This is a genomic window from Herbiconiux sp. 11R-BC, from assembly GCF_049472555.1.
Lineage (GTDB): Bacteria > Actinomycetota > Actinomycetes > Actinomycetales > Microbacteriaceae > Herbiconiux.
Map to the genome: position 1 here is coordinate 1 of NZ_JBCEBO010000007.1, position 19,702 is coordinate 19,702.

The following is a 19,702-nucleotide window of genomic DNA, read 5'->3' on the forward strand; positions in this document are numbered from 1 at the left end:
CAAGAACAAATCATTACTGACTTGCTTTTGTTTGTTTAAATGTTATTCCAAAGGAATCCGCCAACCAGACCTAAGCCTGGAGACGGGTTTTTGGCATATGACATTGTGCACGCTGTTGAGTTCTCAAGGATCGGATGCACCAGCCCCACCCATCAACTGGGCAGCCCTCCGGGCAACTTCTCAACCCTACCATACCTTCTCGGCCCGTCTGAACGACAGCCCTTGTGATGGTTTTCGTAGGGAGTTTGGTCTCCACTTGAGGCCGGCAAGCTCTTCCGCTTTTTCCGCACCTGTGGGGTGACGAGTTAGAAGATTACGTGCATGTTTCCGCCCCCGCAAATCGAGTTCGCATCCCGGGCGTGTCGCTCTCAGCGGGGCAGTTTCGGGTGCCGTTTGTAGGGCGAGACCGTGGGGTCGCCAGCCACCGAGAAGCGCCAGTCGAACGGCGCGATACCGCCGGGCCCGCTCACTCCCGTGCGCAGGGTGCGGGTGACCGCAGAAAGCGGGGCGGCCGGCATCCGGAGTTCGAACGGCGGCGCGGAGAGGTCCGCTCCGTCCTCGTCCAGCGCGATGCCGAGGGAGCGCACGAGAAGCGCCGGACCGCGGGCCAGGTCGACGTCGGCGCGGGAGGTCGGGCGCCGGGAGCGCGCGAGCTCGACGCCCGCGACCACCTCCCCCGCACGGAGCAGCACGGCCGACGCCTCACCCTCCGGCGAGCAGACGACATTGGCGCACACGTGCATCCCGTAGGTGAAGTAGGTGTACAGGTGACCGGGCGGACCGTACATCGAGGCGTTGCGCGGGGTGCGGCCGCGGAAGGCGTGCGAGCCCGGGTCGACGCCGTCGCCGACGTAGGCCTCGACCTCCGTGATGCGCACGGCGACACTCCCCTGGGGCGAGTCGTGCACCAGGACGGCGCCCAACAGGAGCGGAGCCACCTCGAGCGACGACGCGGAGAGGTCGATCATCACGGGCGTCGTGTCATCAGAACAGGCGCACGCCGAGCGAGAGGCTCACGATCACCGCGACGACCACGATGACGGCCGCCACAGCGATGATGGCCCACACGGCCGCGCTCGGCAGCGGGCGCCGCCAGAACCCCGGGTCGCCCGGATCGCGCTGCTTCTTGCCCGGCTTCGCGGGATCGGTCATCGGGAGCCTCCGGTCACGGCGCCGGTCTCGGACACGAGCGCGCGTACGCGCTCGGTCAAGGCGGCGAGTTGTTCACGGACCCGTACGCCGGCGGTCCCGCCTGAGCCGTCGCGACTGGCGACGGAGCCTTGGATGGTGAGCACCTCGCGCACCCCGGACGTGAGGTGCTCGGAGAGCGACGCGAACTGCTCGTCGCTCAGCTCGTCGAGATCGAGGCCGTGGTCTTCGGCGAACTTCACGAGGTTGCCGGTGATCTCGTGGGCATCACGGAAGGTGACGCGCTGCTTCACCAGCCATTCCGCGACGTCGGTGGCCAGCGAGAAGCCCTGGGGCGCGAGCTCGGCCATCCGGTCGGTGTGGAAGGTGAGCGTGGCGACCATGCCGGTGAAGGCGGGCAGCAGCACCTCGAGGGTCTTGATGGAGTCGAAGACCGGCTCCTTGTCCTCCTGCAGGTCGCGGTTGTACGCGAGCGGGAGGCCCTTGAGAGTGGCCAGCAGGCCCGTGAGGTTGCCGATCAGCCGGCCCGACTTGCCGCGCGCGAGCTCGGCGATGTCGGGATTCTTCTTCTGCGGCATGATCGAGGAGCCCGTGGAGTACGAGTCGGAGAGGGTGACGAACCCGAACTCCTTCGTGTTCCAGATGATGATCTCCTCCGCGAAGCGCGAGAGGTCGATGCCGATCTGGGCCGTGATGTAGGCGAACTCGGCTACCACGTCGCGGGAGGCCGTTCCGTCGATCGAGTTCTCGACACCGTGGGCGAAGCCGAGTTCCTGGGCCACCAGCTCGGCGTCGAGCCCGAGCGTGTTCCCGGCCAGCGCCCCCGAACCGTAGGGCGAGGCGTTCGCACGCGCATCCCAGTCCCGGAAGCGCTCGATGTCGCGCACGAGGGGCCAGCAGTGCGCGAGCAACTGATGCGCGAGCAGCACCGGCTGTGCGTGCTGCAAATGGGTGCGTCCAGGCAGGATGGCGTCGAAGTGGGCATCGGCCTGCGATGCGATGGCGTCGACGAGGTCGACGAGCATCCGGGTGAGGGTGCCCGCATGGTCACGCAGCAGCATCCGCACCAGCGTGGCGATCTGGTCGTTGCGGCTGCGACCCGCGCGGAGCTTTCCGCCCAGCTCGGGGCCGGAGAACTCGATCAGGCCGCGCTCGAGCGCCGAGTGCACGTCTTCGTCGCCCGGCAGGGGCGTGAACTCGCCGCTGTCGACGGCGACTGAGAGCGAGTCGAGGGCCGCGAGCATCCCGCCCAGCTCCTCCTCGCTGAGGTAGCCCGCCCGGGCTAGCGCCCGGGCGTGCGCCCGGGAACCGGCGATGTCGTATTGCGCGAGCTGCCAGTCGAAGTGGGTCGAGCGGCTGAGCTCGGCGAGTTCGGGAGCAGGCCCGCCCGAGAAGCGGCCTCCCCAGAGGGAGCCGGCCTCTCCGGCCCGGTTCGAGACGTCGTCGGCCATCAGAATCCCGCCTTGCGCACCGGGGTGGCCTGCTCGTTCTGCTCGAAGAGCCAGACGAGGAGGGCCTTCTGAGCGTGGAGGCGGTTCTCCGCCTCGTCCCAGATGACGCTCTGCGGGCCGTCGATCACGTCGGCCGCGACCTCGTAGCCGCGGTCGGCCGGCAGGCAGTGCAGGAACAGGGCGTCGCCCTTGGCGCGCGCCATCATCGCTTGATCGACCTGATAGCCGCCGAAGGTCTTGACGCGCTCGATCTTCTCGTCTTCCTTGCCCATCGACACCCAGGTGTCGGTGACGATGACGTCGGCGTCCCGCGCCGCCTCGGCCGGGTCGGTGAGCACGGTGACGGAGCCACCGGTCTCCGCGGCACGGGCCTCGGCATCCGCGACGACGGACGCGGCGGGCGAGTACTCCACCGGGCTCGCGACCCGGACGTGCATCCCGGCCGTCGCACCCGCGAGCAGATAGGACTGCGCCATGTTGCTCGCTCCGTCACCGAGGAAGGCGACGGAGAGCCCGGCGAGCTCCCCGCGGTGCTCGCGGATGGTGAGGAAGTCGGCCAGCAGCTGGCAGGGGTGGAAGTCGTCGGAGAGGGCGTTCACCACGGGAACCCGGGTACCGGCGGCCATCTGCTCGAGCCCGGCCTGCGCGTAGGTGCGCCAGACGATCGCCGCGACCTGCCGCTCGAGCACGCGCGCGGTGTCGGAGGCGGTCTCCTTGCCGCCGAGCTGGCTCGACGCCGTCGAGATGATGAGCGGGCTGCCCCCGAGGTCGGCGATGCCGACCGCGAAGGAGACGCGCGTGCGGGTGGACGACTTGTCGAAGATGACGGCCACCGTCTGCGGGCCCTCGAGCGGGCGCGCGGCGAAGCGGTCCTTCTTGAGCTCGACCGCCAGGTCGAGGATCTGCCGCTGCTCGGCGGGAGTGATGTCGTCGTCGCGGAGGAAGTGCCTCGTCATGATTGCCTTAGGGGGATCTCGCCGGTGGGATGTCGAAAAGTTCAGGATAGTGCCGCGAAGGCGCGCGCCAGACGCTCGCCGAACTCGCGCACCTCCTCGTCGCCGATGATGAGCGGCGGCGCGATGCGCAGACTCGAATCATTGGGGGCGTTGATGATGAGGCCGTTCGCCAGGGCGGCATCCGCGATTTCGCCGGCGACGGGCTCCGACAGGCCCACGCCGATGAGCAGTCCCTGACCGCGCACCTCAGTGACCAGCGGCGACCCGAGACCCTCGATGACGGCCCGCAGCTCGACCCCGCGGCGGGCGGCGTTCTCGATCAGTCCGGCGCTCTCGATCTCTCCCAGCACCGCGTTGGCCGTGGCCGTGGCGAGCGGGTTTCCACCGAAGGTGCTTCCGTGCTGCCCCCGGGTGAAGAGATCGGAGGCCCAGCCGAAGGTGACGAGCGAGCCGATCGGGAATCCGCCGGCCATTCCCTTGGCGACGGTGACGGCATCCGGCAGCACGCCCGCGTTCATGTAGGAGAACCAGGCGCCCGTGCGGCCGACACCGGTCTGGATCTCGTCGAGGATGAGAAGCACGCCGTGCTCTTCGGTGAGCTCCCGGGCGCGCCTCAGGAAGCCCTCAGGCAGGTCGAGCACGCCTGCCTCGCCCTTGATGGGCTCGACGAAGAGCGCCGCCACGGTGTCGTCGATGGTGGCCTCGAGCGCCTCGATCGTGGTGTCGATGTGCACGACACCCGAGGGCATCGGCTCGAACGGCTCCCTCATGGCGGGCTTGCCCGTGAGCGCGAGCGCGCCCATGGTGCGGCCGTGGAACGCATTGTTCAGAGCGACGATCTTCGTGCGGGTGGGCGTGGAGTTCAAGCGCGCGAGCTTGAACGCCGCCTCGTTGGCCTCGGCGCCGGAGTTGCAGAAGTAGGCGCGGCCGCCTTCTCCGGCTCCCGTGATGCGCTTCAAGCGCTCGGCGAGCTCGAGCTGGGGCGGCGTCGAGAAGTAGTTCGACACGTGCGCGAGGGTGGATGCCTGCGCTGTGACCGCGTCGACGAACACCGGATGCGCGTGGCCGAGCGAGTTCACCGCGATGCCCGCGAGGAAGTCGAGGTACTCCGTGCCCTCGTCGTCCCAGACGTAGGCGCCGCGCCCGCGCACGAGAAGGCGCAGCGGCATTCCCATGGTGCGCATCAGGGAGGAGTCGAAGCGACCCCTCCACTCGGTCTCGGTGTCAACGCCGGTCAATTCACAGCCTCCGGATCGCGGACGGGTTCGGGCACGACCTCTGTGCCGACACCGCCCTGGGTGAAAACTTCGAGCAGGATGGAGTGGGGCTCCCGGCCGTCGATGATCGCGGCCTTCGCCACTCCCCCGTCGACCGCCTCGAGGCACGCCGACATCTTCGGGATCATGCCCGACTCGAGCTCGGGGATCATGGTGCGCAGCTCCTCGGCGCCGATCACCGAGACGAGCGAGTCGCTGTTCGGCCAGTCGCTGTAGAGACCCGCCACATCGGTGAGGATGACGAGCTTCGCGGCGCCGAGCGCGACCGCGAGAGCGGCGGCAGCGGCATCTGCGTTCACGTTGAGCACCTGGCCGGGCTCGTCGATGTCAGGGGCGACCGACGAGACCACGGGGATGCGGCCGGCGTCGAGCTGCGCGATGACCGCTTCGGGGTTGACCCCCACCACATCGCCGACGAGCCCGAGGTCGACGAGCTCGCCGTCGATCTCGACCGCGCGCCGCTTGCCCTCGAAGAGGCCGGCGTCTTCGCCCGAGATGGCCGCGGCGAGTGGGCCGTGCTCGTTGATGTGGCTCACGATGTCGCGGCTGATCTGGCCCGTGAGCACCATCCGCACGACGTCCATGGCCTCCGGGCTCGTGACCCGGTAGCCGCCGCGGAACTCGCTCTCGATGCCGAGGCGGTCGAGCATCCGGGTGATCTGAGGGCCACCGCCGTGCACGACGACGGGGCGGATGCCGGCGTAACGCAGGTAGACGATGTCCTCCGCGAAGGTGCGTTGCAACTCCGGGTCGACCATGGCGTTGCCGCCGAACTTCACCACGATGATCTGGCCGTGGAAGCGCTTGAGCCAGGGCAGCGACTCGATCAGGGTCTGCGCCTTGACGTGCACGAGGGCCGCGTCGTCGACGGAAGGAACGCCCTCGGCCCGTTCGAAGTGCTCGGCCATCAGCTGGCGTACGCGCTGTTCTCATGCACGTAGTCGTGCGTGAGGTCGTTCGTGTAGATGGTGGCCGTGGCGTCGCCCGACTTCAGGTCGATGAGGATCGTGCAGGCGCGCGGCGTGAGGTCGACGAGCTCGCGGTCGTCGCCCGGCTCCCCGGCACGGCAGACCATGACGCCGTTCATCGAGACGTCGATGAGGTACGGGTCGAACACCGCGTCGGTAGTGCCCAGCGCGGCGAGCACGCGACCCCAGTTGGGGTCGTTGCCGAAGATGGCGGCCTTCAGCAGGTTGCTCCGCGAGACCGCGCGTCCGACGGTGACGGCGTCGTCTTCGCTGGCCGCGTTGACCACCTCGATGGCGATGTCGTGGCTCGCGCCCTCGGCGTCGGCCTGGAGCTGGAGGGCGAGGTCGTGGCAGAGGCCGGTGAGGGCGTCCGTGAACTCGGCTTCGTCGGCGGTCACGCCGGACGCGCCGGAGGAGAGAAGGGCCACGGTGTCGTTGGTGGACATGCAGCCGTCGGAATCGACCCGGTCGAAGGTGACCCTCGTGGCCGTCCGGAGCGCGCGGTCGAGGGCGGCCGGGTCGAGCGCGGCATCGGTCGTGATGACCACGAGCATGGTGGCGAGACCGGGCGCGAGCATCCCGGCGCCCTTCGCCATGCCGCCGATCGACCAGCCGGCCGGCGATTCGGCCACCGCTTCCTTCGGGCGCGAGTCGGTGGTCATGATGGCCAGAGCCGCCTCGGCGCCACCTTCGGGAGACAGCGCCAACGTCGCAGCCGGGACATTGGTGAGGATCTTGTCGCGGAACACCTGGTCGCCGACGCCGATGAGTCCGGTGGAGCACACGAGCACGTCTCCGGCCGAGACTCCGAGCGCTTCCGCGACCGCCTCTGCCGTGGAATGGGTGGTCTGGAAGCCGAAGGCCCCGGTGAAGCAGTTCGCGCCGCCGGAGTTGAGGATGACGGCCGCGACCCGGCCGTCTCTCACGACCTGCTCCGACCAGAGAACCGGGTTCGCCTTGGCGCGGTTCGAGGTGAAGACCGCGGCGGCGTCGAGGTTCGGCCCCTCGTTCACCACGAGCGCGAGATCGCGCGCGCCGGTGGACTTGAGGCCGGCGACGACGCCGGAGGCACGGAAACCGGCGGGGCGGGTGACGCTCACGGGGCGACTCCGTTCACGGTGAGCCCGGTCTGCTCGGGCAGGCCGAGGGCGATGTTGGTGGACTGGATGGCGGCACCCGCGGTGCCCTTGACGAGGTTGTCGAGGGCGGTGATCGCCACGACGCGCTCGGCGGCCTCGTCGACCGCGAGCCCGATGAGCGCGGTGTTCGCGCCGATGGTGTCGCTCACTTTGGGGAACGACCCCTCGGGCAGCAGCTGCACGAAGGGCTCGTCGGCATAGGCCAGCTCCCAGGCCGAACGCACGTCGGCCGCGCTGACGCCGGGCTGCAGACGGGCCGTGGAGGTGGCGAGGATGCCCCGGGCCATCGGCACCAGCACCGGCGTGAACGAGACGGAGACACGCTCCCCCGAGGCGCCGGTGAGGTTCTGGATGATCTCGGGCACGTGCCGATGCACGCCCCCGACGCCGTAGGCGTGCGCCGAGCCGAGCAGTTCGCTCGCGAGCAGGTCGGTGCGGAGCGTCTTGCCGGCGCCCGAAGGACCGACGGCGAGCACGGCCACGAGATCGGCCGGCTGGATGACGCCGGCCTGCAGCCCGGGCGCGAGGCCGAGGCTGACTGCGGTGACGTTGCAGCCGGGAACCGCGATCCGGTTGACTCCGACCAGGTTCTCGCGCTGCTTCGCACCCTCGGAGAGCACGAGTTCGGGAAGGCCGTAGGGCCACGAGCCGTGGTATTCGGACTTGTAGAACTGGGTCCAGGCATCCGCGCTCGTGAGGCGGTGGTCGGCACCGCAGTCCACGACGAGGCTCGCCTCGCCGAGTTCGTCGGCGATGGCGCCCGACTTGCCGTGCGGGAGCGCGAGGAAGACGATGTCGTGCCCGCGCAGCACCTCGGCCGTCGTCGGCTGCAAGACCATCCCGGCGTAGGAGCGCAGATGCGGCTGCACCGTGGTCAGCAGTTCACCCGCGTTCGCGTGCGCGGTGACGGTGCGCACCTCGAACTCGGGATGCGCCGCGAGCAGACGCAGCAGCTCGCCGCCCGCATAGCCGCTGGCACCCGCGATCGCAACTGAAAACACCATGAATCCAACCTACCCGCTCGAACAGACGGCTTTGAATTGCGCCGAACGGCCCGCCCACGCGAGCGCTGGGGGCCATTCGGCGCGCCCCGAGGAGAACATCACTCCCGGAGGGCCGCCGAGAACAGCTCGGCGGCGCGGGCGGCGCCCGCGAGCTTGGCCTCGCTGGCCTCCGCTGCCGTGAGGGTGCGGTCGGCCGCGCGGAAACGCAACGCGAAGGTCAGCGACTTCGAGGCATCCGGAAGACCGAATCCGCGATAGTCGTCGACGAGACGGATGTTCTCCAGCAGCTCGCCGGCCCCCTCCGCCACCGCACGCTCGACATCGCCCGCCGGCACCTCGGCGCCCACGACGAGCGAGAGGTCTTGGGTGGCGGCGGGGTATCCGCTGATCGGGGCCACCTCGATGGTGGATCCGGCGGCCGCGATGAGGGCGTCGAGGTCGAGCTCGGCCACCGCGACCACGCGCGGCAGGTCGAGCTCGTGGGTGAGGGCGGGCAGGATCTCTCCGGCGAAGCCGACGCTCACGGAGCCGAGTTCCGTCTCGACGAAGAGCTCGGCGGTGCGCCCGGGGTGAAGCGACTTGTGGTGACCCGTCTCGACGCGGAGGTCGACGGCGAGCGCCGACTCGAGCAGGTGCACCACGTCGAGCACGTCGGCGATGCCGGCAGGGACAGCGGGCTGCCCCGGCTGCTTGTCGACCGCGTTGCCGAGGACGAGCGCACCGATATGGCGGGGCTGCGGCGGGATGCCCGCGTGCAGCTCGCTCAGTTCGCCGTCGCTCGGCAGCGCGGCTCCGACGGGGAGCGTCTCCTGCCCGTAGGCCTGTCCGGCCTCGGGCTGGAACACCAGCCCGATCTCGAACAGGGCGAGATCGGTGAGCCCGCGCGAGAGGTTGCGGCGCGCGATGTCGAGGAGTCCGGGAACGAGCGAGGTGCGCAGCAGCGCCGCCTCGGAGTCGAGCGGGTTGGCCAGCCGGATGGCGGGCACCTCACCCTCGCCGGGGCTGCCGAACAGCGTGTTCTGCGTGGCGGTGAGGAACGGGTAGGCGAGCACCTCGGTGAGGCCGCCGGCCGCGAGCACGTCGGCCGTGCGACGGCGCGCGAGCTGCGAGACGGTGAGCCCGCGACCGGGAGGCGCGACGGGCAGCACGCTCGGGATGCGGTCGTAGCCCACGATACGGGCCACCTCCTCCGCGAGCGAGGCCTTGTCGGTCAGGTCGGGACGCCACGACGGCGGTGACACGACGAATCCGGCGGCCGTCTCCTCGACCTCGGCGCCGATCTCGCCGAGCGAGTGCGCGATGTCGTCGGGCGTGAAGTCGACGCCCACCAGGCGCTGCACGTAGCCGAACGGCAGCATGATCGAGCCGAGTTCCGGGTGCGCATGGTGCAGCGAGCCGAGACCGTCGGCCGTGCCCCCTGCGAGCGTCTCGAGCAGCTCGACCACCCGTGCGGCTGCGGGCTGGGCCACGGCCGGGTCGACTCCGCGCTCGAAGCGGCGCGAGGCCTCACTCGGCAGCTTGTGCCGGCGCGCGGTGCGGGCGATCGACACCGGGTCGAAGTTCGCGGCCTCGATCAGCACGTTCACGGTACGGTCGCCGATCTCGGTCGAGGCTCCGCCCATGACCCCGGCCAGGCCGATGGCGCCCCTGTCGTCGGCGATCACAAGGTCTTCGGGGTCGAGCTTGCGCGTCTGCCCGTCAAGGGTCTCGAGGGTCTCGCCCTCGGCCGCGCGACGCACGACGATGCCGCCCTGGAGCGCATCCAGGTCGTAGCCGTGGATGGGCTGGCCGAACTCGAGCATCACGTAGTTGGTGATGTCGACTACGAGCGAAAGGGAGCGGATGCCGGCGAGCTTCAGCCGGGAGACCAGCCACGCGGGCGACTTCACGGTCGGGTCGATGCCGCGCACCGTGCGCGTGACGAACACCGTGGCGCCGACGCGGCCGCGGATGGGCGCCTCGTCGTGGATCGACACCGGGAAGCCGGTGCCGGCCACGGGCGTCACGCGCGCCACCGGGTCACGGAAGGCCGCGCCGGTGGAGTGCGAGTACTCGCGTGCGATGCCGCGGATCGAGAACGCGTAGCCTCGATCGGGCGTGACGTTCACCTCGACGGCCGCATCGTCGAGGTTCAGCAGAGCCAGCGCATCCGTGCCCACCTCGGGGTCGAGACCGAGGGTGCTCAGGCGCAGGATGCCGTCGTGGTCCTCGCCCAGACCGAGCTCGCGGGCCGAGGCGATCATGCCGTCGGAGACGTGGCCGTAGGTCTTGCGGGCCGCGATGGCGAAGCCGCCGGGCAGCACCGCACCGGGCAGGGTGACGACGACCTTGTCACCGGCGAAGAAGTTGCCGGCGCCGCAGACGATGCCGCGCACGTCTGCTCCCCCGTCGGCGGCGGCCTGACCCTCGGGCGCCACGCGCACCTGGCACCAGCGAATGGTCTTGCCGTTGGACTGCGGCTCCTCCACGAACTCGAGCACCTGGCCCACGACGATCGGCCCCTGGAGATCGAAGTCGTGCGACCCCTCCTCCTCGAGCCCCACCTTCACCAGGGCGGCGTGGATGTCGTCGATCGAGGCCCCCACGGGCAGATCGACGTATTCGGCGAGCCAACTGATCGGCACTCGCATGACTAGACCACCATCCCGAACTGCTGAGAGAAGCGAACATCGCCCTCGACCATGTCGCGCATGTCGTTGAGGTCGTTGCGGAACTGGAGCGTGCGTTCGATGCCCATGCCGAAGGCGAAGCCCGAGAACTCGTCGGGATCGATTCCCGCCGAGCGCAGCACGTTGGGGTTGACCATGCCGCAGCCTCCCCACTCCACCCAGCGCGCCCCGCCCTTGGCGTTCGGCTGCCAGACGTCCATCTCGGCACTGGGCTCGGTGAACGGGAAGTAGTTCGGCCGCAGGCGGATCTTGGCCTCCTCGCCGAACATCTGCCGGGCGAAGTGCTCGAGGGTGCCGCGCAGGTGCGCCATGGTGAGGCCCTTGTCGATGGCGATGCCCTCGACCTGGCTGAAGACCGGGGTGTGCGTGGCGTCGAGTTCGTCGGTGCGGTAGACGCGACCGGGCGCGATGACATAGACCGGCAGCGCGCGCTCGAGCAGGCTGCGCACCTGCACCGGGCTGGTGTGGGTGCGGAGCACGAGATGCGACTCGACCGGCTCGACGAAGAAGGTGTCCTGCATCGCCCGCGCCGGGTGGTCGGCGTCGAAGTTCAGGGCGTCGAAGTTGAACCACTCGCTCTCGACCTCGGGGCCCTCCGCGACCTCCCAGCCCATGCCCACGAAGATGTCGGCGATGCGCTCTTGGAGCAGGGAGAGCGGATGGCGTGCCCCGATGCGGCGGCGGGTGGCGACGGCCGTCACGTCGATCGCCTCCTCGGCGAGGCGCTGAGCCTCCTCGAGCGCGACGACCTCGGCCTCGCGGGCGGCGATCGCCTGGGTGACCCGCGCCCGCGCCTGGCCCACGAGCTTGCCGGCGCTCGCGCGCTGTTCGGCCGGGACGGTCTTCATGAGGCCGTTCAGACGCGCGAGCGTCGACGCCTCTCCCGTGTGCTGGGAGCGCACGGTACGGAGTTCGGCCGAGGTCGTGGCGCCCGCGAGGGCGGCGAGGGCCTCATCGACGGCGTCGGCGACCGCGGACTCGGTGATTGCTTCTGGTTCAGACACGAGGCCCAAGTTTACCGACTACGAACGCAGGGCGAACGCGCTCTCGTAGAGGCACACGGATGCGGCGGTCGCGAGGTTGAGCGACTCGGCTTGCCCGTAGATCGGCAGCGACACCGCCCGATCGACGAGCGTCAGCAGCTCGTCGGGCAGCCCTCGGGCCTCGTTGCCGAACACCCACGCCGTGGGGTTGCCGAGGAGACCCGCCGTGCGCACGTCGAGCAGGTCGTCGCCCTTGATGTCGGCAGCCAGCGTCTGCAGACCGGCTTCACGGGCACGGGCGATGACGTCCTCCAGGGTCGCCTCCATCGCCACCGGGAGGTGGAAGAGCGACCCGGTGGTGGAGCGCACGACCTTCGGGTTGTAGAGGTCGACCGAACGGCCGGTGAGGATGACCGCGTCCGCACCCGCCGCATCCGCCGCCCGGATGATGGTGCCCGCGTTGCCGGGGTCGCGCACCTCTTCGAGAACGGCGATCAGGCGCGGCCCGGCGGCGAAAATGTCCTTGACCGCGGTGGGGAACTGGCGGCACACGGCCACGAAGCCCTGCGGCGTCACCGTGTCGGCCATCGCGTCGAGCACGTGCTCGGTGACGAACTCCACGTCGAGGCCGGCGTCGGAGGCGCTCTGCGCGATGCCCGTGTAGCGCTCGAGCGCCGTCGGAGTCGCGAAGAGCTCCACCACGAGCTCGGGGCTGTAGGTCAGGGCCTCGGAGACGGCCTGCGGGCCCTCCAAGAGAAAGAGCCCGGTCTCGGACCGGGCTCCCTTCTTGGCGAGTTTCGCCACTGCCCGAACGCGCGGTGATCGCGGATTGTCAAGCATTGGCGCTCTCTTCAGTTGTGCTGATGGCGTTTACGCGGCGGTCTTCGGCGCCGAGGTGTCGGCGGGGAGAGCAGCCTTGGCGCTCGCGACGATCGACGCGAAGGTCGCGGGCTCGTTCACGGCGAGCTCGGCGAGGATGCGGCGGTCGACCTCGATGCCAGCCAGGGCGAGACCCTGGATGAGGCGGTTGTAGGTCAGGCCGTTCGCACGCGAGGCCGCGTTGATGCGCTGGATCCAGAGGCGACGGAAGTCGCCCTTGCGCGCACGGCGGTCACGGTAGGAGTAGACGAGGGAGTGAGTGACCTGCTCCTTGGCCTTGCGGTAGAGGCGCGACCGCTGACCGCGGTAGCCCTCGGCGCGCTCGAGGATGACGCGACGCTTCTTGTGAGCGTTGACCGCCCTTTTGACTCTTGCCATTGTTCTTTATTCCTTCGTGGTCTCGGTCGGCTGCTGCAGTGGTGACTACAGGCCGAGAAGCTTCTTGGCGACCTTGCTGTCAGCCTTGGACAGCTGCTGGTCCTGGTTCAGGCGAGCCTTGCGCCCCGGGGCCTTGACCTCCAGGTTGTGGCGCATGCCGGCCTGCTGCTTCATCAGCTTGCCGGTTCCGGTGACCTTGAAACGCTTCTTGGCACCGGAGTGCGTCTTCATCTTGGGCATGGGGTTCTCCTTGTGTTGTTCGGGCTTGTCGCGGCCGGAACGGCCGGGATGGGCTTCTACTCGGCCGAGGCGGCCGGAGTGGCCGGCGCCTGGTCGGAGTTCTGGGGGGCGGGCGCGTCGTTGTCGTGCGAGCGGGCCTTCGAGGCGTCGCGCTTGGCGTTCGCCTCGGCCTTGGCTTCGGACTTGTTCTTCAGCGGGCCGATGACCATGACCATGTTGCGGCCGTCGATGGTGGGGCTGGACTCGACGGTGCCGAACTCGGACACGTCTTCGGCGAAGCGCTGCAGCAGGCGCACACCCTGATCGGGGCGCGACTGCTCGCGACCGCGGAAGAGGATCATCGCCTTCACCTTGTCGCCGGCCTTCAGGAAGCCCTCGGCGCGCTTGCGCTTGGTCTCGTAGTCGTGCACGTCGATCTTCAGACGGAAACGCACCTCTTTGAGGATGGTGTTCGCCTGGTTGCGACGGGCTTCCTTCGCCTTCTGCGCGGCTTCGTACTTGAACTTTCCGTAGTCCATGATCTTCGCGACCGGGGGCTTGGAATTGGGTGCGACCTCGACGAGGTCGAGATCCGCTTCCTGGGCAAGCCGAAGGGCGACGTCGATGCTGACGACGCCGACCTGCTCGCCGCCCGGACCCACGAGGCGGACCTCGGGGACACGGATACGGTCGTTGGTACGGGGATCGCTGATGCGTTACTCCTTAGTTTCGTGTGTGTTCACGAAAGCAAGGGAATCCCGCGTGCGCACTCCGGTCACCCGCAGCACACACAACTACAAACCACACCCAAGCTCTGTGTCGTTGTCTCGGCCGGAGGCCGAACCATCAACACAGGGAGTGCATTCGACCCGGTAACCTAATGAAGCGGTATGCGCGGGTGGGAGATTCTCCACTTTCGTACTGAGACCATTGGTCCCAGAGCCTCAGAGAGTCTAGCAGAGACTCGCCGAAACAGTAAGGATGTCTCGCGATGAGCGATTTCGACGAAGCCGATGCCATCCGGGACATCGCCGAGGTGCCCGCCATCGAGGTCATCACCACGACCGCGGTGCACCTGATGAGCGCCGCCGCCGTGAAGTGCGGCCTCGCCGACGACCCGTCGGTGCAGAGCGACCTCGATGAGGCCCGCAAGCTCATCACGGCGCTCGCGGGGCTCGTGACCGCATCCGCGCCCTTCCTCGGCGACCAGCACGCCCGGAGCCTGCGCGACGGCCTGCGTTCGCTGCAGCTCGCGTTCCGCGAGGCCTCCCCCATCCAGGACCCGATCGGCGAAGGCCCCGGCGAGAAGTACACCGGCCCCGTCAGCTGAGCCGGTTCAGGATGCGGTGAGCCGCACCCCGAGGGAGTCCACCCGCTCGGCGATGGTGGCGTCGGCCGCCCAGCTCGTCTGCAGGCGCGCGACGAGGGCGTTCAGCTGCGCCTGATCGAGTCCCGGGACGAGTGCGACGACGACCTGCACCTCGGGGCCGCGGAAGAGGGCATCCGGATCGCCCGGCTCGAGCCGGAGGCCGGCCACGGCGGGCTCTTCGGCCACCGAGGCGGCGAAAGCCTCGGCCACCACGGGGTCCAGAGGAGCGGGAGTCCACGGGAGGTCTTGCGCGAGCGCCCACACGGCCGGGCGCCGCAGGACGAACTCGGTGGGCGAAGCGGGGTCGAGGACAACGAGCTCCGTCCCCTCGGCCGCCGCTGCGAGGGCCGCGCGGCGGGCCTCGACGGGAATGGGACGCGCCTTCGGGTTCCATGCGGAGAGGGCGGCGACAGAGGTGAAGGCCGGGAGGACGCGGCGGCCGTCCGGGGCGGCGACCGTCACCAGTGAGAGCTCCTGGGTCTTGTCGACGCGAAGACCGGCGTCCGTCACACCCTCCTCGCCGGCGTGGGCGACGAGCGGCACCAGCAGGCGGACGCCGCGCAGAGCGTCGACGACATCGACCTGTGCGCCGGCGCCGGCCCGGAAGCGCTCGATCGCCGCGGTCAGCTCCGCCGGCGCGCTGCCGTCGTCGGTCTCGCTGCCGTGGGATTCGAAGTGCCTGCCCTTCCAGGGCTGACCCGCCGAATCGGTCAGCCGGGGGTCGTGCTCAGTCAGAGGCCACGTCCAGCGCTTCGGCGAGCGTGAAGGCTCCCGCGTAGAGCGCGCGGCCCACGATCGCTCCCTCGAGGCCGAGGGGCACGAGAGCGCGCAGCTCGGCGAGGTCGTCGAGGCTCGAGATGCCGCCGGAGGCGATGACGGGGCGCGAGGTGCGCTCCATCACCTGGCGGAGCAGCTCGATGTTCGGGCCCTTGAGCGTGCCGTCCTTCGTGACGTCGGTGACGACGTACCGTGCGCATCCGGCCTCTTCGAGGCGCTCCATGACCTGCCAGAGGTCTCCGCCGTCTTCCGTCCAGCCACGGGCGGCGAGGGTGGTGCCGCGCACGTCGAGTCCGACAGCGATGGCGTCGCCGTACTGCGCGATGACGCTCGCGGCCCACTCCGGGTTCTCGAGGGCGGCGGTGCCCAGGTTGATGCGCTTCGCACCGGATTCGAGGGCCGTCTCGAGACTCGCGTCGTCGCGGATGCCGCCCGAGACCTCGACGTTGACCCCCTTGGCCTGGCGGATGACCTTCTTGATGATGCCGAGGTTGTTGCCGCGACCGAAGGCCGCGTCGAGGTCGACGAGGTGGATCCACTCCGCGCCCTGCGAGATCCAGTCGGCGGCGGCGTCGACCGGATCGCCGTGGTTGGTCTCGGTGCCGGCCACGCCCTGGGTCAGGCGCACCGCCTTGCCGTCGGCCACGTCGACCGCGGGGAGGAGCACGAGGCCCGGTGCTTTGTTGAACTCGCTCATTGCCTGATTCCTTGTTCGGTGCTTGATCTGCGGTCCGGCGGCGGACCCCACGCGATCGTAGCGATTCGTGCGCCTCGCGTCGAAACGGCCGCGGACCCTAGTTCAGAGTGCCGAGCCAGTTCGACATCAACCGGATGCCGGCCTCACCCGACTTCTCGGGGTGGAACTGGGTGGCCGAGAGCGGACCGTTCTCCACCGCGGCGACGAAACGCGAGCCGTGCTCGGCCCAGGTGACCAGCGGCGGTCGGTGGGTCTTGTCGGGCGTCAGCTCCCATTGCTGAGCGGCGTAGGAGTGCACGAAGTAGAAGCGCTCGTCGCGGATGCCGTCGAAGAGCACGGAGTCCGCCGGCGCATCCACGGTGTTCCAGCCCATGTGGGGAACGACCTCGGCTTCGAGCAGCTCGACGACGCCGGGCCACTCGGCGAGCCCCTCGGTCTGCACTCCGCGCTCGATCCCCTCGGCGAAAAGCACCTGCATTCCCACGCAGATGCCGAGCACCGGGCGGCCACCGGCGAGGCGCTTGTCGATGATCTCGCCGCCGCGCACGGCGTTGAGCTGGGTGATCACCGCGTCGAAGGCGCCGACGCCCGGCACGACGAGGCCATCGGCCTCGAGCGCGGCCACGCGGTCGGCCGTGACGGTGACCTCGGCACCCGCGCGCTCGAGCGCTTTCGCGGCCGAGTGGATGTTGCCGCTGCCGTAGTCGAACAGCACGACGTTCGGGCGGCTCATCGGAGAACGCCGATCACAGCGCGCCCTTGGTGGACGGCACACCGCTCACCAGGGGGTCGAGCGCCTTGGCCTGGCGGAACGCCCGCGCGAAGGCCTTGAACTCCGCCTCGGCGATGTGGTGCGGGTCACGGCCGCCGAGCACGGTGACGTGCACGGTGAGCCCGGCATTGAAGGTGATGGCTTCGAACACGTGGCGGACCATGGAACCCGTGAAGTGCCCGCCGATGAGGTGGAACTCGAAACCGGCGGGTTCGCCGGTGTGCACGAGGTACGGGCGGCCCGAGATGTCGACAACGGCCTGCACGAGCGCCTCGTCGAGCGGCACGAGGGCGTCGCCGAACCGCGAGATGCCCGACTTGTCGCCGAGCGCCTGACGGATGGCCTGCCCGAGCACGATGCCGATGTCCTCGACCGTGTGGTGCACGTCGATCTCGATGTCGCCCTTCGCGCGCACCGTCAGATCGGTGAGCGAGTGCTTCGCGAAGGCGGTGAGCAGGTGGTCATAGAACGGCACCGAGGTCTGGATGTCGGAGACGCCGGTGCCGTCGAGGTCGAGACTCAGCTCGATCGACGATTCGCTGGTCTCCCGCCGGAGCTGCGCGGTGCGGGGTGCGGTCATGACGCCATCCTATCGACGGTGAGTTCGCGCATCGCGTCGAGGAAGGCGGTGGTCTCGGCGGCGGTGCCCGCGCTCACCCGGAGGTGCCCCGGGATGCCGAGGTTGCGGATGATGATCCCTCGGTCGAGGAGCTGCTGCCACAGCCACTCCGGGTCGTCGACGCCGCCGAAGAGCACGAAGTTCGCCTCGCTGGGCCACGGCGTGTAGCCGAGCTCGGTGAGAACCGTCACGATGCGGTCGCGCTGGGCCTTGATGTCGTCGACCATCGCGAGCATCTCGGGCGCGTGCGCGAGCGCGGCGACGGCGGCGGCCTGCGTGAGAGCCGACAGGTGGTAGGGCAGGCGAACCAGGCGGAGCGCATCCGTCACCGCCGGATCAGCCGCCAGATATCCCAGACGTGCCCCTGCGAAGGCGAAGGCCTTGCTCATGGTGCGCGAGACGATCAGGCGCGGACGGCCCTCGAGCAGCGTGAGTGCGCTCGGACGGCCACTGGGCATGAACTCGGCATAGGCCTCGTCGACCACGACGACACCGTCGAAGGCGTCATAGGCGGCCACGATGGTGTCGAGGCCGAGCCCGGTGCCGGTGGGGTTGTTGGGGGCACAGAAGAACACGATGTCGGGCTTCGTGCGCTCGATCCACTCGACCGCGGTCGCAGGCGAGATGAGGTAGTCGGCGTCGCGCTGACCCGCGATCCATGCCGTGCCGGTGGACGCCGCGATGATCGAGTGCATCGAGTAGGTGGGAGGGAAGCCGAGAACCGAACGCCCCGGACCGCCGAATGCCTGCATGATCTGCTGCAGCACTTCGTTCGAGCCGTTGGCCGCCCAGATGTTCTCGCGGCTCAGACCTTCGCCGAGGTACCCGGCGAGGGAGTCGCGCAAGGCCGTGAACTCCCGGTCGGGGTAACGATTGACCGTGAGGAGCTCACGGGCTATCGCCTCGATGATGTCGCGCGCCACGTCTTCGGGAATCGGATGCGTGTTCTCGTTGACGTTGAGTTCGACCGGAAGGTGCAGGTGCGGAGCGCCATACGGGCTCAGACCGCGCAGGTCGTCTCGAATGGGCAGGTCATCGAGGGAGGTCACTGAAGAATTCTACCCAAGGCCGCCCGACGGTTCTGCGTGGATGAAGCTGCGCGCGCTGCGCCTCAGCGGGCGATGTCGGCGGGGATGGCGATGCGCTGGCCGGGCTGCACCGCCGAGTCGGTGAGCTGGTTCAGGCTCACGATCTCGGCGATGACGTCACGCGGGTCGGCCGCAGGGGCCAACGACTCGGCGATGCCCCAGAGGCTCTGCCCGGCCTGCACCGTCAGGTAGTGGAAATCAGAGGCGCTGCCCGTGCCCGTGGCGACCGCCGAGCCGCCGCCGAAGAGCGCGAGCGAAGCGAGCACGCCGACGACGGGGAGAGCGATCAGGGCCGCGAGCACCTTGCGGCCGCGGGCCGTGATGTGAAGGCGCCCGGTCTGGAGACGCGTCGCGGGAGCGTGTGCGGTGCCGAACGGTGCTGCAATGCTCATGATTTCCTCCTGAAGAATTCGCATCGGTGCTCGGCCGGGAGCACCGATGCGAAGCTGTGTTCCGAATATATATTCGATTAATGTGTTCGTCAACCGGATCTTTGCGGAAAATGCCGCGACACACTCGAAGACATGTGCGTATTCGAGCAGTTCTCGGATACAGTTTCGATCGACAGGTGAACTCAATCACCAGCCACCGACATCGGGGGTGGCGGAGACCAGAAAGCAGGTAGACGTGGCGAACGACTCGGGACGCACTCGGCGGCGCAAGAGCCTGAGCGACAAGCAGCTCGCCATCCTGGATGTCATCCAGCGCTCGGTCGTGGCACGCGGCTATCCGCCGAGCATGCGCGAGATCGGCGACGCGGTCGGTCTCGCCTCGCTCTCCAGCGTGACCCATCAGCTGAACCAGCTCGAGCTCAGTGGCTACCTTCGGCGCGACCCCAACCGGCCGCGCGCGATGGAGGTGCTCATCGACATGCCCACCCTCGACGACGCACCCTCCCCAGATGCCGACTCCGCGCCTCCGGTGGGCGACGCCGCGCTCGTGCCGCTCGTGGGCCGGATCGCCGCGGGCATCCCGATCACCGCCGAGCAGCAGGTCGACGAGGTCTTCCCCCTCCCCCGTCAGCTCGTCGGCAACGGCGAGCTCTTCATGCTCAAGGTCGTCGGCGAATCGATGATCGACGCGGCCATCTGCGACGGGGACTGGGTGGTCATCCGGCAGCAGAGCACGGCCGAGAACGGCGACATCGTGGCCGCCATGCTCGACGAGGAGGCCACGGTGAAGGTGTTCCGTCAGCGGGACGGCCACACCTGGCTGCTCCCCCGCAACACCAACTTCGAGCCCATCCTCGGCGACTTCGCGACCGTGCTCGGCAAGGTCGTGGCCGTTCTCAGAGCGGTCTGACCACCT

The 19,702-nt window shown here is 69.1% G+C and carries 22 protein-coding genes; 2 read left to right on the plus strand and 20 right to left on the minus strand.

Annotated elements, in window-relative coordinates; genetic code table 11:
• Window positions 1–368: 368 nt before the first annotated feature.
• From VD659_RS15355 to infC, 14 genes are all read right to left on the minus strand, one after another.
• On the minus strand, window positions 369–968 hold the full coding sequence (locus VD659_RS15355; protein WP_423261947.1) for a DNA-3-methyladenine glycosylase: 600 nt from the start codon (window positions 966–968) through the stop codon (window positions 369–371).
• 16 nt (window positions 969–984) lie between these two features.
• The gene (locus tag VD659_RS15360; protein WP_171010674.1) at window positions 985–1,152 is read right to left on the minus strand and encodes a hypothetical protein; all 168 of its coding nucleotides are present in this window, start codon (window positions 1,150–1,152) and stop codon (window positions 985–987) included.
• Window positions 1,149–2,600: an argininosuccinate lyase gene (gene argH, locus VD659_RS15365; RefSeq protein WP_423261948.1), complete on the minus strand. Its 1,452-nt coding sequence runs from the start codon at window positions 2,598–2,600 to the stop codon at window positions 1,149–1,151. The genes VD659_RS15360 and argH overlap by 4 nt, the downstream gene beginning before the upstream one ends.
• Window positions 2,600–3,556 (minus strand): ornithine carbamoyltransferase, encoded by a 957-nt coding sequence (argF, locus tag VD659_RS15370; protein ID WP_423261949.1) that lies wholly within the window; start codon window positions 3,554–3,556, stop codon window positions 2,600–2,602. The genes argH and argF overlap by 1 nt, the downstream gene beginning before the upstream one ends.
• A gap of 41 nt (window positions 3,557–3,597) precedes the next feature.
• Window positions 3,598–4,794 carry an acetylornithine transaminase gene (locus VD659_RS15375; protein WP_423261950.1) on the minus strand — a complete coding sequence of 399 codons (1,197 nt, stop codon included), beginning with the start codon at window positions 4,792–4,794 and terminating at the stop codon, window positions 3,598–3,600.
• Window positions 4,791–5,741: an acetylglutamate kinase gene (gene argB / locus VD659_RS15380; protein WP_423261951.1), complete on the minus strand. Its 951-nt coding sequence runs from the start codon at window positions 5,739–5,741 to the stop codon at window positions 4,791–4,793. Before argB ends, VD659_RS15375 begins: the two co-directional genes overlap by 4 nt.
• A complete protein-coding gene (gene argJ / locus VD659_RS15385) occupies window positions 5,741–6,901 on the minus strand; it encodes a bifunctional glutamate N-acetyltransferase/amino-acid acetyltransferase ArgJ (protein WP_423261952.1) in 1,161 nt (386 codons plus the stop codon). Before argJ ends, argB begins: the two co-directional genes overlap by 1 nt.
• Window positions 6,898–7,944 carry an N-acetyl-gamma-glutamyl-phosphate reductase gene (argC, locus tag VD659_RS15390; RefSeq protein WP_423261953.1) on the minus strand — a complete coding sequence of 349 codons (1,047 nt, stop codon included), beginning with the start codon at window positions 7,942–7,944 and terminating at the stop codon, window positions 6,898–6,900. Before argC ends, argJ begins: the two co-directional genes overlap by 4 nt.
• A 98-nt stretch (window positions 7,945–8,042) precedes the next feature.
• A complete protein-coding gene (gene pheT / locus VD659_RS15395) occupies window positions 8,043–10,574 on the minus strand; it encodes a phenylalanine--tRNA ligase subunit beta (protein WP_423261954.1) in 2,532 nt (843 codons plus the stop codon).
• Window positions 10,575–10,576: 2 nt separating this feature from the next.
• Entirely contained in the window at window positions 10,577–11,617 is a 1,041-nt protein-coding gene (gene pheS, locus VD659_RS15400; RefSeq protein WP_423261955.1) for a phenylalanine--tRNA ligase subunit alpha, read from the minus strand.
• Window positions 11,618–11,635: 18 nt separating this feature from the next.
• Complete coding sequence (locus tag VD659_RS15405) at window positions 11,636–12,436, minus strand: TrmH family RNA methyltransferase (RefSeq protein ID WP_137836110.1); 801 nt, start codon at window positions 12,434–12,436, stop codon at window positions 11,636–11,638.
• Window positions 12,437–12,466: 30 nt separating this feature from the next.
• Window positions 12,467–12,853 carry a 50S ribosomal protein L20 gene (gene rplT / locus VD659_RS15410; RefSeq protein WP_137836111.1) on the minus strand — a complete coding sequence of 129 codons (387 nt, stop codon included), beginning with the start codon at window positions 12,851–12,853 and terminating at the stop codon, window positions 12,467–12,469.
• A gap of 45 nt (window positions 12,854–12,898) precedes the next feature.
• Window positions 12,899–13,093, minus strand: a complete 195-nt coding sequence (rpmI, locus tag VD659_RS15415) for a 50S ribosomal protein L35 (RefSeq protein WP_137836112.1) — start codon at window positions 13,091–13,093, stop codon at window positions 12,899–12,901.
• Between the two features lie 56 nt (window positions 13,094–13,149).
• Window positions 13,150–13,734, minus strand: coding sequence for a translation initiation factor IF-3 (infC, locus tag VD659_RS15420; protein ID WP_423261956.1), 585 nt, complete (start codon window positions 13,732–13,734; stop codon window positions 13,150–13,152).
• A 329-nt stretch (window positions 13,735–14,063) separates the two neighbouring features.
• On the opposite strand from infC, the gene VD659_RS15425 reads away from it, so the two are divergent.
• Window positions 14,064–14,402 (plus strand): DUF1844 domain-containing protein, encoded by a 339-nt coding sequence (locus VD659_RS15425; RefSeq protein WP_423261957.1) that lies wholly within the window; start codon window positions 14,064–14,066, stop codon window positions 14,400–14,402.
• Window positions 14,403–14,408: 6 nt separating this feature from the next.
• Here VD659_RS15425 and VD659_RS15430 read toward each other — a convergent pair whose 3' ends face one another.
• From VD659_RS15430 to VD659_RS15455, 6 genes are all read right to left on the minus strand, one after another.
• A complete protein-coding gene (locus tag VD659_RS15430; RefSeq protein WP_423262125.1) occupies window positions 14,409–15,176 on the minus strand; it encodes an SseB family protein in 768 nt (255 codons plus the stop codon).
• Entirely contained in the window at window positions 15,169–15,915 is a 747-nt protein-coding gene (gene priA / locus VD659_RS15435; protein WP_423261958.1) for a bifunctional 1-(5-phosphoribosyl)-5-((5-phosphoribosylamino)methylideneamino)imidazole-4-carboxamide isomerase/phosphoribosylanthranilate isomerase PriA, read from the minus strand. Before priA ends, VD659_RS15430 begins: the two co-directional genes overlap by 8 nt.
• Window positions 15,916–16,012: 97 nt before the next feature.
• Window positions 16,013–16,648: an imidazole glycerol phosphate synthase subunit HisH gene (gene hisH, locus VD659_RS15440; protein ID WP_423261959.1), complete on the minus strand. Its 636-nt coding sequence runs from the start codon at window positions 16,646–16,648 to the stop codon at window positions 16,013–16,015.
• 13 nt (window positions 16,649–16,661) lie between these two features.
• Complete coding sequence (gene hisB / locus VD659_RS15445) at window positions 16,662–17,267, minus strand: imidazoleglycerol-phosphate dehydratase HisB (RefSeq protein WP_423261960.1); 606 nt, start codon at window positions 17,265–17,267, stop codon at window positions 16,662–16,664.
• Window positions 17,264–18,355 (minus strand): histidinol-phosphate transaminase, encoded by a 1,092-nt coding sequence (locus tag VD659_RS15450; RefSeq protein ID WP_423261961.1) that lies wholly within the window; start codon window positions 18,353–18,355, stop codon window positions 17,264–17,266. Before VD659_RS15450 ends, hisB begins: the two co-directional genes overlap by 4 nt.
• Window positions 18,356–18,417: 62 nt before the next feature.
• Entirely contained in the window at window positions 18,418–18,786 is a 369-nt protein-coding gene (locus VD659_RS15455) for a LysM peptidoglycan-binding domain-containing protein (RefSeq protein WP_423261962.1), read from the minus strand.
• A 235-nt stretch (window positions 18,787–19,021) separates the two neighbouring features.
• Between VD659_RS15455 and lexA the strand changes: the two genes are divergently transcribed.
• A complete protein-coding gene (lexA, locus tag VD659_RS15460; protein ID WP_423261963.1) occupies window positions 19,022–19,696 on the plus strand; it encodes a transcriptional repressor LexA in 675 nt (224 codons plus the stop codon).
• The last annotated feature ends 6 nt before the right edge of the window (window positions 19,697–19,702 follow it).

Coding starts and splice junctions, on each gene's coding strand:
- hisB (WP_423261960.1), bottom strand. CDS start 17,267: ATGACCGCACCCCGCACCGCGCAGCTCCGGCGGGAGACCAGCGAATCG.
- hisH (WP_423261959.1), bottom strand. CDS start 16,648: ATGAGCCGCCCGAACGTCGTGCTGTTCGACTACGGCAGCGGCAACATC.
- VD659_RS15360 (WP_171010674.1), bottom strand. CDS start 1,152: ATGACCGATCCCGCGAAGCCGGGCAAGAAGCAGCGCGATCCGGGCGAC.
- argC (WP_423261953.1), bottom strand. CDS start 7,944: ATGGTGTTTTCAGTTGCGATCGCGGGTGCCAGCGGCTATGCGGGCGGC.
- rplT (WP_137836111.1), bottom strand. CDS start 12,853: ATGGCAAGAGTCAAAAGGGCGGTCAACGCTCACAAGAAGCGTCGCGTC.
- VD659_RS15455 (WP_423261962.1), bottom strand. CDS start 18,786: ATGAGCATTGCAGCACCGTTCGGCACCGCACACGCTCCCGCGACGCGT.
- VD659_RS15405 (WP_137836110.1), bottom strand. CDS start 12,436: ATGCTTGACAATCCGCGATCACCGCGCGTTCGGGCAGTGGCGAAACTC.
- rpmI (WP_137836112.1), bottom strand. CDS start 13,093: ATGCCCAAGATGAAGACGCACTCCGGTGCCAAGAAGCGTTTCAAGGTC.
- VD659_RS15425 (WP_423261957.1), top strand. CDS start 14,064: ATGAGCGATTTCGACGAAGCCGATGCCATCCGGGACATCGCCGAGGTG.
- pheT (WP_423261954.1), bottom strand. CDS start 10,574: ATGCGAGTGCCGATCAGTTGGCTCGCCGAATACGTCGATCTGCCCGTG.
- argF (WP_423261949.1), bottom strand. CDS start 3,556: ATGACGAGGCACTTCCTCCGCGACGACGACATCACTCCCGCCGAGCAG.
- argH (WP_423261948.1), bottom strand. CDS start 2,600: ATGGCCGACGACGTCTCGAACCGGGCCGGAGAGGCCGGCTCCCTCTGG.
- argB (WP_423261951.1), bottom strand. CDS start 5,741: ATGGCCGAGCACTTCGAACGGGCCGAGGGCGTTCCTTCCGTCGACGAC.
- priA (WP_423261958.1), bottom strand. CDS start 15,915: ATGAGCGAGTTCAACAAAGCACCGGGCCTCGTGCTCCTCCCCGCGGTC.
- VD659_RS15355 (WP_423261947.1), bottom strand. CDS start 968: ATGATCGACCTCTCCGCGTCGTCGCTCGAGGTGGCTCCGCTCCTGTTG.